This window comes from Pseudomonas sp. 1928-m (assembly GCF_029269135.1).
Taxonomy (GTDB): Bacteria; Pseudomonadota; Gammaproteobacteria; order Pseudomonadales; family Pseudomonadaceae; genus Aquipseudomonas.
On record NZ_JARIXO010000004.1, the window covers coordinates 293858 to 307892 of the forward strand.

The window sequence follows — 14035 nt, forward strand, 5'->3', positions numbered from 1 at the left end:
CAAAAAAGTGACTGCAATATGACAGTCACTTTTTCGATTGAGCGCTCTAGTACAGGGTTACTGCGCCAGCTCCAGCCAGATCGGCGCGTGATCCGATGGCTTTTCCATGCCGCGCAGGTCGTAGTCGACGCCAGCATCCTTGATCCGCGCCTGCAACGCCTGAGAGGCGAGAATCACGTCGATGCGCAGGCCGCGCTTGGGTTCGTCCTCGAAACCGCGGCTGCGATAATCGAACCAGCTAAAGCGGTCATTTACCGCCGGGTTGAGGTGGCGGAAGCTGTCGACCAGACCCCAATTCTTCAGGGTGGCCAGCCACTCGCGCTCTTCCGGCAGGAAGCTGCATTTACCGGTTTTCAGCCAGCGCAGACGATTGGGTTCACCGATGCCGATGTCGCAGTCTTCCGGCGAAATATTGATATCGCCCATCACTACCAGCGCCTGCTCGGGGCTGAATTGGCTAAGCAGCAGCTGTTGTAGGTCGGCATAGAAGCGCTGCTTGGCTGGGAACTTGGTCGGGTGGTCGCGGCTTTCACCCTGCGGGAAGTAGCCATTCATTACCGTGACCGGGTTGCCCTGGGCATCGGCGAAGGTGCCGTAGATAAAGCGCCGCTGCGCATCTTCGGCATCGCCGGGAAAGCCCTTGTGCAGGCTCAGTGGTTCCTGGCGCGAGAGCAGGGCGACGCCGTAGTGGCCTTTCTGGCCGTGGTAATGCACGTGGTAACCGAGCTGGCGGATATCCGCCTCGGGGAACTGCTCGTCGGCCACCTTGGTTTCCTGCAGGCCGATCACATCCGGCTGGTGTTTCTCGATCAATGCTGCCAGTTGATGCGGGCGTGCACGCAGGCCATTGATATTGAAGGAGACGATCTTCATGGGCGGCAGTCCTGGCTGTGGCTCTGGAAAGCCAGCGATGCTAGCCGATTAGCGGCCCTGCCGGCCAGCCTGTGGCGGTGCTGGGTGCGCGGTGCTAACGTGGCTGCAGGCCCAGTAAATCAAGAACAACAGAGGTCAAGCAGATGCCCAACAGTCTCGCCGAAGTACGCATGCTCGATGGCGGTTACGCCCGCGAAGCACGCTCGCTGCTGTACCACGCCTACCGCCACGACCCCACCTTCGCCTACCTGTTTGAAGCCGAGCGTCCCGGCTATGACCAGCGTGTGCGCGCCACTGTGCGCGAGCTGGTGCAGCAGCACTTTAATGAGGACCTGCCGGCCATTGGCCTGCTGATCGACGACCGCCTGATCGGCATGGCGCTGATTGCACCGCCGCAACGACGCATGGACATCACCGAAAGCTGGGGCTGGCGCATGCGCATGCTGCTGACCGCTGGTTTTCGCTGCACCAAGCGTTATCTGGAATATCACGACGCAGTGATCGCCTGCCTGCCGCCGGGGCCGTATCACGTACTGCCACTGCTGGGCATTCACCCGGAATACCAGGGCAAGCACCTCGGCGAGCAACTGCTTGAGGCGCTGCACAACTGGTGCGCCGAAGACGCCAGTTCCCAAGGCGTGGTACTGGATACGGGCAATGGACATTACCTGGATTTCTATAAGCGTCAGGGCTACGAGGAAATCGGCGAAGTGGCCATTGGCCCGATTATCGAGCACGTGTTTTTCCATCCCAGCCCGCAAGAAGCAATCAAGGCCAGCGCCTGAGAATGGCCGACTCGATGTGTTTACCGACACATCGAGTCGCAACTATTTGCCCGCCCTGGTGCTCTAAGTCGGCCCTGAGCTCGTGCTAGCATCGCCCTCATGTGTGTTTTCCCCAACCTTCTCGCCGGGCTGTTTCTCCTGCTGCTGAGTGCTACGGCCCTGGCCGAAGCGCAGTTGCGTGTGCGGGTTGAACCGGCTAATAGCGCGCTGAAAAGCAATATCGAGGGCTATATCGGCAGCCTGGGCGAGCGCGATGCCGAGGCCCTGCAGCGTTTTCGCCGAGTCGCCGAGAACCAGGCGGAAAAAGCCGCCCAGGCCCTGGGCTACTACCAGGCGCAGATCAGCAGCGAAGTCAGCGAGGGCACGACACCGCGCCTGACCCTGCGCATTCAGCCCGGTGAACCGGTGCGTCTGCGTGATGTGGTAGTGCGCGTCGAAGGGCCTGCCGCACAGCTGCGCGCCTTTCGCACGCCCAATGACCCGCTGCTGCGCAGCGGCGCGCAGCTCAATCACGGGCGTTACGACACGGCCAAGCGCGAGATTCAGAATCAGGCCTCGCGCTATGGCTTCTTCGCCGGGCGCTTTAGTCAGCAGCGACTGAGCATCGATCCCGCCGCCGGGGTTGCCGATATCGAGCTGATCTATCTCAGCGGGCCGCGTTATCAACTGGGTGAAGTGAGTTTTGTCGGCGATGCGCCGTTCGATGAGCAGTTGCTGCAGCGCATGGTGCCGTTCCCGGCCGACACGCCCTACGACTCGGCGCTGATTGCCGAGCTGTATCAGGCGCTGCGCTCAAGCGGCTATTTCGAGTCGGTGCAGGTGGATGCCAACCCTGGCAGCGCTGCCGCCGAACAGATCCCCGTGCAGGTTCAGTTACAGGCGCGCAAGCCACGCAGCATGGGGTTGGGCTTGGGGTTTTCCACCGACGTTGGCCCGCGTGGCCGGGCCAACTGGACGCGGCACTGGGCCAACCCGCAGGGGCACAGCTATGGCRCGGAGTTCGAGCTATCGGCGCCGCGGCAGAATGTCGGCCTGTGGTACGACGTGCCGCTCGATCCACCGCTGACCGACAAACTGCGCGTGGCCGGCGGTTACCAGGCCGAAGACCTGGCCAATACCGACAGCAGCAGCCGCCTGCTGACCTTCGGCCCGGAATGGCACAGCAAACTCGACAGCGGCTGGCAGCGCGTGCTCTCGCTGAAGTGGCGGCACGAACAGTACGACCTCGGTGATGACGCCGGCACCAGCACGCTGTTGATGCCGGGCCTGAGTTATTCCTATCTGCACAGTGACAACCAGATCGACCCCAACCACGGCTATCGCCTGCAGCTCGATCTGTCTGGTGCGGCTAAGGGGCTGTTGTCCGATGCCAATGTGCTGCACGGCAATATCCAGCTCAAGGGTCTGACCACTGTCTTTAACCGCCATCGACTGCTCGGCCGGGTGCAAGTGGGCGGCACTGAATCCGATGGCTTTGCCAAGGTGCCGCCGTCGCTGCGCTTCTTCGCCGGGGGCGACCAGAGTGTGCGCGGTTATGACTACCAGAGCCTGTCGCCGGAGAACCGTGCCGGCGACAAGATCGGCGGGCGCTATCTGTTTACCAGCAGCCTGGAATACCAATACAGCCTGACCGAGCGCTGGCGCCTGGCAAGCTTCTTCGACCAGGGCAATACCTTCGATTCGCTGGAGATTCCCTCGCTAAAAAGCGCGGTGGGCGTTGGCGTGCGCTGGGTGTCGCCACTGGGGCCATTGCGCCTCGATCTGGCGCATCCGCTGGATGATCAGGGCGGTGTGCGCCTGCATTTCTCCATGGGGCCGGAACTGTGAAGCGCGGGCTGCGTAATGGGCTGTTCAGTCTGCTAGGGCTGCTGCTGGTGCTGGTCATCAGCCTGAGCTTGCTGCTGGGCACCCAGGCTGGCAGCCGCTGGTTATTGACGCAGGTGCCGGGCTTGCAGGTGGACGATTTCAACGGCCGCCTGGGCGGCAGCTGGAGCGCGACACAGCTGCGCTGGCAGCAGGGCGATGACAGCGTGCAGGTGATGGCGCCTCGCCTGGAGTGGTCGCCTGTATGTCTGCTGCGCCTGGCCCTGTGTATCGAGCAGCTGCACAGCGGGCCGATCAGCCTGGTGTTCCCGGATGATCAGCAGCCCAGCAGCGAGCCGTTCAGCTTGCCGGACCTGAGCCTGCCACTGACCTTGCAACTGGGGCAGGTGCGGATCGACAGCCTGCAGCTTAATGGCGTCGAGCAGCTGCAAGGCCTGCAGCTGGCCGCACGCTGGACTGCGCAGGGTATTCAGGTCGACAACCTCAGCCTGCACACCGCCGATCTGCAGCTGGCGCTGCAGGGTCGGGTGCAAACCACCGGCAATTGGCCGCTGCAGCTCAGTGGACAGCTGCAATTGCCAGCGCCCGAGCAGCAGGCCTGGCCGCTGGCACTGCAGCTCGAAGGTGAGCTGCGCGAGCGGGTGCAGATCACGGCCAGCAGCAGCGGTTATCTGACTGGCGAACTGAGCGGTTGGCTGCAGCCTTTGGCGGAGCACCTGCCGGCGCAACTGCGTTTGCAGGTTGCCGCCTTCAAGGCCAGCGCCGAGTTGCCCGATACCTTGAATCTTGAGCAGCTTGAGCTAAATGCCCAGGGCGATCTGCAGGACGGCTATCAGGTCGTCGGCAGCGCCAGCCTGCCGGCAACCGAGGGACCGATTGCCTTGGCGCTGGCGGGGTTGCTTAAGGCCGACGGCGCAGCGATCAGCAACTTGAGCCTGACCGCCAGCCCGGAGCAGCAGGTGCAGCTTAGCGGCGAGCTGAGCTGGCAACAGGGCCTGAGCCTGGACAGCCACTTTAATTGGCAGAACTTTCCCTGGCAGCGCCTCTATCCTCTGGATGAAGAGCCGCCTGTGGCGCTGCGGGTACTTAATGGTGAGCTGGCCTATCAGGATGGCAACTACCTCGGGCATTTCGCCGCCGAGCTGGATGGCCCCGCTGGCGCCATTAGCCTGCAAAGCCCGCTGAGTGGCGATCTACAGAAGCTGTATTTGCCTGAGCTGCGCCTGCAGGCCGGCCAGGGCCGCGCCGAAGGCCAGGTCAGCCTGGGGTTTGCCGAGCAGTTGAGCTGGGATGTGCGTTTGCAGTTGAGTCAGCTTGACCCCGCATACTGGCTGGCCGAATTGCCCGGCAGCCTGGCCGGCCCGTTAAATAGCTCCGGCAGCCTGATTAATCAGCAGCTCAATCTCAACGCCGATATCGATCTCAGCGGTCGTTTGCGCGGGCAGCCGGCCAAGCTGCTGGCGAAGTTTGCCGGCGGCTTGGAGCAGGGCGAGTTGAGTGCCCTGGATATCCGCCTGGGAGATAACCGCATCAGTGGCCAAGCGGCGCTGCGTCAACAGTTGAGCGGTCAATTGCTGCTGGCAATGCCGCGGCTGGGCCAGCTATGGCCGGGCTTGCAGGGCCAACTCAATGGTCAGCTGGATCTGGCTGGGAGTCTGCAAGCACCCCAGGGACAGTTGCAGCTGCAAGGCCTGCGGTTGGCCTTTGATGACCAACGCCTGCAACAGCTCAAGCTCGATGCCAGCCTGAACAGTGCCCAACGCGGCCGAGTAACCCTGGAGGCATTGGGAATTCAGCTGGGTGAAGCCGAACTGGGTCGCCTGGATGTCACTGCCGCCGGTGATCAGCAGCAACAAAGCCTGGAGCTGCAACTGCAAGGTCCTTTATTGCAAAGTCAGCTGGCCCTGGCCGGCAAGCTGGATAAGGGCAACTGGCGCGGCAGCCTGAGCCGTGGCGAGGTGCAAAGCGGCGGCCAGGATTGGCGCCTGCAACAGCCGGCCACGCTGGTGCGGCTGGCCAATGGGCAGCTCAGCTTGGGCGCGCATTGCTGGCGTTCTGGCGATGCCAGCATGTGTGGCGCGGAGCAGCGCCTGCTGCCGCAGCCCAAGCTGAACTACCAGCTAAGCAACTTCCCCATGGACAGCCTGGCGCAGTGGTGGCCCAAGGACTTCGCCTGGCAAGGCCAGCTCAATGGCCGGCTGCAGCTGGATCTGCCGGCCAGCGGGCCGAACGGCAGCCTGGAGCTGGATGCCGGCAGCGGTATCTGGCGTATTCGTGATCAACAACAGTGGCTGGATTTTGCTTACGACAGCCTGCGCCTGAGCGCGCAATTGCGCCCGCAACGCATCGACAGCCTGCTGGAGTTGCGTGGCCCGGCTATCGGCGAACTATCCCTGCAGGCTCAACTTGATCCGCGCCCAGTGAGCAAGCCGCTGTCCGGCAGCTTCCGTCTCAACGGCCTGGACCTGGCGCTGGCGCGCCCGTTTGTGCCGATGGTCGAGCGTATCGCCGGGCAACTGAATGGCGCGGGCACCTTGTCAGGCGGGCTGCTGGCGCCGCAGATCAACGGCAACCTGCGCGTGTTGAATGGCGAAATCAGCGGTGGCGAGCTGCCGATGAATATCGAGCAGCTGCAACTGCAGGCGCGCATCGAGGGTGAACGGCTGCAGCTGGAGGGCGATTGGCGCAGTGGCGAGCAGGGCCAGGGCAGCCTGAATGGCGAGCTGAGCTGGGCCGATGGATTGCTCGCGGATATGCAGCTGCGCGGCAGTCGTCTGCCGGTGACGGTGGAGCCCTACGCCGCGCTGGAAGTCGCGCCGGATCTGCGTCTGAGCCTGCGTGGTGAACAGCTGGCGGTGGCTGGCAAGGTGCTGATCCCCAGCGGCAAGATAGAAGTGCGCGAACTGCCGCCCTCAACCGTGCAGGTTTCCAGCGATGCCGTGGTGGTGGGCCGCGACAGCACGCAGCAGCAGGCCACGGCAATCGCCATGGATATCGATGTTGAAGTCGGCCAGCAGCGCCTGACCTTCAGCGGCTTTGGCCTAGAGGCCGAGCTGCTCGGCCGCGTGCACATCGGCAATGACCTGGATACCCGTGGCGAGCTGAGCCTGAACAAGGGCCGATTCCGCGCCTATGGTCAGCGCCTGAATGTGCGCCGCGCGCGCCTGCTATTTGCCGGGCCTATCGATCAGCCGTTTCTTGATATCGAGGCGGTGCGTCAGGTCGATGACGTGACTGCCGGCCTGCGCCTCAGTGGCAATGCAGCGCAACCGACCAGTACGGTGTTTTCCGAGCCGGCCATGAGCCAGGAGCAAGCACTGTCCTACCTGGTTATGGGGCGGCCGCTGGGGCAGGGCGGTGGTGACAACAGCATGCTGGCGCAAGCTGCACTGGCCCTGGGCATGGCCGGCAGTGCACCGCTGGTCAATACATTGGCGCAGGGCCTGGGCATCAGCGATTTTCAACTCGACACCCAGGGCTCGGGGGTGACTACCAGCGTGGTGGCCAGCGGCAACCTGTCCGAGCGTTTGAGCCTGCGTTACGGCGTGGGGGTATTCGAGCCCGCCAATACCATCGCCTTGCGCTATGAACTGAGCCGACGGCTCTACCTAGAGGCTGCCAGCGGGTTGGCCAGTTCTCTGGATTTGTTCTATCGACGCGATTTCTAGGCCATGTTTCTGCGGGGCAGCGCTGGATTAACCCAGTTAATTCGCGTTTAAATTGCGCCCCTCGCTCAAAACGTCTGAGCGTTGAAATCTAAACAGTGAAAACCACTATCACAGTCTTCATATACTGACCGCCGCTGATCACCGGGCAGTCGTTGCGCTGACTGGTATAGCCCGATCCGTTGTTTGCAGACGCGCCAACCCGGCTCGCGTTCTGCGTAACAGCCTGGCCTACCCGGCAATCGGACAAGCGAAGGCTACCCACCTCGCGTTCACTACAAGAATAAGGAAATGAGCATGGAATTCGTCAACACCCTGGTCAATCAACTCAATGGCGTGGTCTGGGGCCCGCCCATGCTGGTGCTGATTCTCGGCACCGGTCTGTTCCTCATGTTGCGCCTGAAATTCATGCCGCTGAGCAAGATCGGCGCCGGCTTCAAACTGATGTGGCAAGGCCGCCAGAAAGGCGATGCCGAGAGCGGCGAGATCAGCCCGTTCCAGGCATTGATGACCTGCCTGGCCGCCACTGTGGGTACCGGTAATATCGCTGGTGTAGCCACCGCAATCTTCCTCGGCGGCCCAGGTGCATTGTTCTGGATGTGGTGTACCGCACTGGTCGGCATGGCCACCAAGTACTGCGAAGTGGTGCTGGCGGTGCATTACCGCGAGAAGGATAAGCGCGGCGAACACGTCGGCGGCCCGATGTACGCGATTAAAAACGGCCTGGGCAAAAAGTGGCTGTGGCTGGGTACCGCGTTCGCCATCTTCGGCGGCTTTGCCGGTTTCGGCATCGGCAACATGGTGCAGGTCAACAGCATGGCCGCCGCCTTGCACACCACCTTCAACATTCCGCTGTGGGTCACCGGTGTGGTGACCATGCTGTTTGTCGGCATGGTGATCCTCGGCGGTATCAAGCGTATCGGTAAGGTGGCGGCGACTCTGGTGCCGTTTATGTGTGTGGCCTACATCATCGCCGCGTTGGTGGTGCTGGTGGTCAACGCCTCGGAAATCCCGAAAGCCTTTGAAATGATCTTCACCTACGCCTTTACCCCGATTGCGGCTACCGGTGGTTTTGCCGGTGCAGCGGTAATGGCAGCGATTCGCTTCGGTGTGGCGCGCGGTATTTTCTCCAACGAAGCAGGCCTGGGTACTGCAGGTATCGCTCAGGCGGCCGGCACCACCAATAGCCCGGTACGTTCGGGGATGATCGGCATGCTCGGGACCTTTATCGACACCATCATCATCTGCTCGATGACTGGCCTGGCGATCATTACTTCCGGCGTATGGACCAGCGGTGCCAGCGGTGCGGCACTGTCGGCGGCAGCCTTCGAGCAGGCCATGCCGGGCGTCGGTGGTTATATTCTGACCATCGCCCTGGTGGTGTTTGCCTTTACCACCATCCTCGGCTGGAGCTACTTCGGTGAGAAGTGCTGGGAATATATGGTCGGCACCAAGTCGATCCTGCCGTTCCGCATTCTCTGGGTTGTAGCCGTGCCGTTTGGTGCGATTGCCCAGCTGGACTTCGCCTGGTTGGTGGCCGATACCCTCAACGGTCTGATGGCGATTCCTAACTTGCTATCGCTGCTGTTGCTCAGCCCGATCGTGGTCAAGCTGACCAAGGATCACTTCGCAAAAAATTGATGTGTCGCCTGGGCGGGCAGGGTAGTCTGACTCTTTGGTCAGCTATGCCGGCCTCCCTTCAAGAGGGCGCGGGCTTGCCATTTGGCGGGTTCGCGCCCTTACTTGTTAGCCCTCTCCAATTTCGTTGATAAGGATCGTTCCCATGGCACAAGTCACCCTCAAAGGTTCCCCGGTTGAAGTCACCGGTCAACTGCCGCAAGTTGGTCAGCAAGCGCCGGCGTTTAGCCTGGTTGCCGGTGACCTCAGCGATGTGAGCCTGGCCAGCCTGGCCGGCAAGCGCAAAGTTCTGAACATTTTCCCAAGCGTCGACACCCCGACCTGCGCCACCTCCGTGCGTACGTTCAATGCCAGCGCGAGCAAACTGGCCAACACCGTGGTGCTGTGTATCTCCACCGACCTGCCGTTCGCCCAGGCGCGTTTCTGCGGTACTGAAGGTCTGGAAAACGTGATCAACCTGTCGACCATGCGTGGCGCTGACTTCCTGCAGAACTACGGCGTGGCCATTGCCAGCGGCCCGCTGGTGGGTGTTGCCGCCCGTGCGGTCGTGGTGCTGGATGAAAACGACAAGGTGCTGCACAGCGAGCTGGTTGGCGAAATTGCCGATGAGCCGAACTACGACGCCGCGATTGCTGCGCTCAAGTAACACCCGCTTAATGCGTGTCCAACGGCCTGCTCTGCAGGCCGTTTTTGTTGATGAAGGTTTTTATGACAAGCACTTTTCATATGTGGATCAGATATTTAGTTACGTAAGGAAAAGGTAAATAGGCGGTAAAGAAGCTTTGCAGGCCGGCTGATACTGCATATCGTTCACGCTCCCCAAGGAAGTGATCGTTGCCATGCCTGATACACAGCTCGCCCCCCGTCCTCGCAACCTGTCGCGCCAATGGCTGGTCGGCTCGCTCGCGCTGGCTGTTCTCGCCTTATTGCTGTGGTGGTTCTGGCCCAGCCCGCCGGAAGCGCCCAAGCGTGGTGGCCCTTGGCGCGATGGCGGACCGGTGCCGGTGCGCGTGGCGACCGTCAGCCAGGGTGATTTCCCGATTGAGCTCAAGGCCCTGGGCACTGTGACCGCCTACAACACGGTGAATGTGCGTGGCCGGGTGGAGGGTGAGCTGGTCAAGCTGCTGTTCAAGGATGGCCAGCAGGTTAAGGCCGGCGACCTGCTCGCAGTGATCGACCCGCGCTCTTACGAGATCGCCCTGCAGCAAGCTCAAGGCGCGTTGCAGGAAAGCCAGGCGCAGCTGCGTAATGCCGAGCTGGACCTGGCGCGTTACCGCGGTCTGTTCGCCGAAGACTCGATTGCCAAGCAGACCCTCGACACCCAGGAAGCGCTGGTCAACCAATACCGTGGCGGGATCAAAAGCCTGCAGGCGAATGTTGCCACTGCGCGGCTAAATCTGGATTTCACCCAGGTACGCGCGCCCATTAGCGGCCGCCTGGGCATTCGCCAGGCCGATGTCGGCAACCTGGTTAGCTCCGGCGATGCATTACCGCTGGTGGTGATTACCCAGACTCTGCCGATTGCCGTGATGTTTACACTGCCCGAAGCCGAATTGCCGGCGGTGGTGCAGCAGCTGCGTAGCGGCGCAACCCTGGCCGTCGAGGCCTGGGACCGCAGTGAAAAGCTCAAACTGGCCGACGGTGAGCTGGAAAGCGTCGACAACCTGATCGACACCGCCACCGGCACGGTCAAGCTCAAGGCACGCTTCGCCAACGCCGAAGAAATGCTCTTCCCCAATCAGTTCGTCAACGTGCGCCTGCGGGTGAAAACCCTGCAGAACGTCACCCTGATGCCAGCCGCAGCGCTGCAGTTCGGCGCCAGCGGCACCTTCGCCTACGTGGTGGACGCTGAAGACAAGGTGCAGCTGACGCCGATCAGCGTTGGCGCCAGCGACGGCCAGCTCAGCGTGGTCGAGCAGGGCCTCAAAGCGGGTGATCGCCTGGTGCTGGAAGGCACCGACCGCCTGCGTTCGGGCAATCCGGTCGAAGTGATTGGCGATAAACCGGTTGCTGCTCAGAGCGAAGCACTTACGCCTGAGCGCAAAGGAGCGCCGCGCGTCCAATGAACGCCTCCCGCCTGTTTATCCTGCGTCCGGTCGCCACCACGCTGATCATGCTGGCGRTCTTCCTCAGCGGCCTGATCGCTTACCGTATGCTGCCCGTATCGGCGCTGCCGGAAGTGGATTACCCGACCATCCGRGTGATGACCCTGTATCCCGGCGCCAGCCCGGACGTGATGACCAGTGCGGTCACCGCGCCGCTGGAGCGTCAGTTCGGCCAGATGGCCGGGCTGAAACAGATGTCCTCGACCAGCTCGGGCGGTGCTTCGGTAATTACCCTGCGCTTCAACCTGGAGGTGAAGCTGGATGTCGCCGAGCAGGAAGTGCAGGCCGCGATCAATGGCGCGAGCAACCTGCTGCCCAGCGACCTGCCGGCACCGCCGGTGTACAACAAGGTCAACCCGGCTGACACCCCGATACTGACCCTGGCCATCAGCTCGAAAACCTTGCCGCTGCCGCAGGTGTTTGACCTGGTCGATACTCGCCTGGCGCAAAAACTCGCGCAAACCAGCGGCGTAGGCCTGGTCAGCCTGGCCGGCGGGCAACGCCCGGCGGTGCGTTTGCGGGTCAACCCGGAAGCCTTGGCCTCCTATGGCTTGAACCTCAGCGATGTACGCACGCTGATTACCGCCAGCAACGTCAACCAGCCCAAGGGCAACTTCGACGGCCCAACCCGGGTGTCGCAACTGGACGCCAACGACCAACTGAAATCCGTCGACGAATACCGCGAGCTGATTCTCGGCTACAAGGACGGCGCCACCCTGCGCCTGAAAGATGTCGCGACCATCATCGACGGCGCAGAAAACCAGCGCCTGGCCGCCTGGGCCAACCGTAACGAGGCGGTGCTGGTCAACGTGCAGCGCCAGCCCGGGGCCAACGTCATCGATGTGGTCGACCGTATCCAGACCCTGCTGCCCAATCTGACCCAGGGTCTGCCGGCCAGCGTCGAGGTCAGTGTGCTGACCGACCGCACCGAAACCATCCGCGCGGCGGTCAAGGGTGTGCAGCATGAACTGCTGCTGGCCATCGCCCTGGTGGTGCTGGTGACCTTCCTGTTTCTGCGCAAGGTATCGGCGACCATCATCCCGTCCATCGTCGTGCCGCTGTCCTTGGTTGGCACCTTCGGCGTGATGTACCTGGCCGGCTTTACCATCAACAACCTGACGCTGATGGCCCTGACCATCGCTACCGGCTTTGTGGTGGACGACGCCATCGTCATGCTGGAGAACATCGCCCGCCATCTGGAAGAGGGCGAAACGCCGCTGAATGCAGCGCTGAAAGGCGCGCGGCAGATCGGTTTTACCCTGGTCTCGCTTACCATCTCGCTGATCGCCGTGCTGATTCCGCTGCTGTTTATGGCCGACGTAGTCGGGCGGCTGTTCCGTGAATTCGCCATCACCCTGGCGGTGGCCATTCTGATTTCCCTGGTGGTGTCGCTGACCCTGACGCCGATGATGTGCGCGCGCCTGCTCAAGGCGGAAAAGCCCGAAGAAGAAGGGCGCTTCTACCGCGCCGCCGGGGCGGTGATCGACGGCATGATCGCCCGTTACGGCGTGTGGCTGACCTGGGTGCTCAAGCACCAGCCGCTGACCTTGCTGGTGGCCATCGGCACCCTTGCGCTGACCGTGTTGTTGTACCTGGCGGTGCCCAAGGGCTTTTTCCCGGTGCAGGACACCGGGGTGATCCAGGGCATTTCCGAGGCGCCGCAGTCGATTTCCTTCCGCGCCATGAGCGAGCGTCAGCAGCGCCTGGCCGAAGTCATTCTGCAGGACCCGGCGGTGGCCAGCCTGYCGTCCTATATCGGCRTCGACGGTGACAACCCGACGCTGAACAGCGGCCGTCTGCTGATCAATCTGACGCCACGGGCCGAGCGCGATGTCAGCGCCAGTCAGATCATCGAGCGTCTGCGCCCAGAACTGGCGCGGATTCCCGGGATTGAGCTGTACCTGCAGCCGGTGCAGGACCTGTCCATCGAGGATCGGGTCAGTCGCACGCAGTTCCAGTTCAGCATGGAGTCGCCGGATATCAGCCTGCTGGAAGAGTGGGTGCCCAAGCTGGTCAGCGCGCTGCGCGAGCAGCCGGAGCTGACTGACGTGGCCAGTGACCTGCAGAACCGTGGCCTGCAGGTGTTTCTGCAGATCGACCGCGACATGGCCGGGCGCCTCGGCGTAAGCATTGCCGATATCGACAACGCGCTGTACGACGYCTTTGGCCAGCGGCAGATTTCCACCATCTACACCCAGGCCAGCCAGTACCGCGTGGTGCTGGAAAGCGAGAATGCCGGCAGCATCGGCCCAGCCGCGCTGCGGCAGATTCACGTCAAGGCTGCTGATGGTCAGCAGGTCGCGCTGTCGACCCTGGCCCAGGTCGAGGAGCGCGCCGCCAGCCTGCTGATCRACCATATCGGTCAATTCCCGGCGGCTACCTTGTCATTCAACCTGGCCAGTGGTGTATCCCTGGGTGAGGCAGTGGCGGTGATCGAGCGGGTTGAGCAGGAGATCGGCATTCCGCAGGCGGTGCAGAGCCGCTTCCAGGGTGCGGCCGAAGCCTTCCGCGCCTCCTTGTCGAGCACCTTGCTGCTGATTCTGGCGGCCATCGTCACCATGTATATCGTGCTCGGCGTGCTTTACGAGAGCTATATCCACCCGATCACCATTCTCTCTACCTTGCCCTCGGCCGGGGTTGGCGCGCTGCTGGCGTTGCTGATCAGCGGGAACGAACTGGGCCTGATTGCGATCATCGGCATCATCTTGCTGATCGGCATCGTCAAGAAGAACGCGATCATGATGATCGACTTCGCCCTCGACGCCGAACGCAACCAGGGCATGCAGCCGGAAGCGGCGATTTACCAGGCGGCGCTGCTGCGCTTTCGGCCGATTCTGATGACCACCTTGGCCGCGCTGTTCGGCGCGATCCCACTGATGCTGGCCACTGGCTCCGGGGCTGAACTGCGCCAGCCGCTGGGCCTGGTGATGGTTGGTGGGCTGTTGCTGAGCCAAGTGCTGACGCTGTTTACCACGCCGGTGATCTACCTGTACTTCGACCGCCTGTCGCGGCGGGTCAGCCGCCGTAGCGCGGCAGGGGTGACGGTATGAGTGGTATCTGGCTCTTCCTCCCTTCTCCCGCTTGCGGGAGAGGGGCCGGGGGGGAGGGTGGAGATCGCGTGACGTTCTTGACCCTCTCCCCAACC

The 14035-nt window shown here is 62.5% G+C and carries 8 protein-coding genes; 7 read left to right on the plus strand and 1 reads right to left on the minus strand.

Features of this window, described 5'->3' with window-relative positions:
• Window positions 1-57: 57 nt before the first annotated feature.
• Window positions 58-873: an exodeoxyribonuclease III gene (xthA, locus tag P3C18_RS15160; protein ID WP_275962674.1), complete on the minus strand. Its 816-nt coding sequence runs from the start codon at window positions 871-873 to the stop codon at window positions 58-60.
• 143 nt (window positions 874-1016) lie between these two features.
• Here xthA and P3C18_RS15165 point away from each other — a divergent pair, with 143 nt between their 5' ends.
• From P3C18_RS15165 to P3C18_RS15195, 7 genes are all read left to right on the plus strand, one after another.
• Window positions 1017-1658 carry a GNAT family N-acetyltransferase gene (locus P3C18_RS15165; protein WP_275962675.1) on the plus strand — a complete coding sequence of 214 codons (642 nt, stop codon included), beginning with the start codon at window positions 1017-1019 and terminating at the stop codon, window positions 1656-1658.
• A 99-nt stretch (window positions 1659-1757) separates the two neighbouring features.
• Window positions 1758-3485: an autotransporter assembly complex family protein gene (locus P3C18_RS15170; RefSeq protein WP_275962676.1), complete on the plus strand. Its 1728-nt coding sequence runs from the start codon at window positions 1758-1760 to the stop codon at window positions 3483-3485.
• Window positions 3482-7150, plus strand: a complete 3669-nt coding sequence (locus tag P3C18_RS15175) for a translocation/assembly module TamB domain-containing protein (RefSeq protein ID WP_275962677.1) — start codon at window positions 3482-3484, stop codon at window positions 7148-7150. The genes P3C18_RS15170 and P3C18_RS15175 overlap by 4 nt, the downstream gene beginning before the upstream one ends.
• 294 nt (window positions 7151-7444) lie before the next feature.
• On the plus strand, window positions 7445-8788 hold the full coding sequence (locus P3C18_RS15180; protein WP_275962678.1) for a sodium:alanine symporter family protein: 1344 nt from the start codon (window positions 7445-7447) through the stop codon (window positions 8786-8788).
• A gap of 142 nt (window positions 8789-8930) precedes the next feature.
• Window positions 8931-9431 carry a thiol peroxidase gene (gene tpx / locus P3C18_RS15185; RefSeq protein WP_275962679.1) on the plus strand — a complete coding sequence of 167 codons (501 nt, stop codon included), beginning with the start codon at window positions 8931-8933 and terminating at the stop codon, window positions 9429-9431.
• 193 nt (window positions 9432-9624) lie between these two features.
• Complete coding sequence (locus P3C18_RS15190) at window positions 9625-10851, plus strand: MdtA/MuxA family multidrug efflux RND transporter periplasmic adaptor subunit (RefSeq protein ID WP_275962680.1); 1227 nt, start codon at window positions 9625-9627, stop codon at window positions 10849-10851.
• Window positions 10848-13940, plus strand: a complete 3093-nt coding sequence (locus P3C18_RS15195) for an MdtB/MuxB family multidrug efflux RND transporter permease subunit (protein ID WP_275962682.1) — start codon at window positions 10848-10850, stop codon at window positions 13938-13940. Before P3C18_RS15190 ends, P3C18_RS15195 begins: the two co-directional genes overlap by 4 nt.
• Window positions 13941-14035 lie beyond the last annotated feature (95 nt).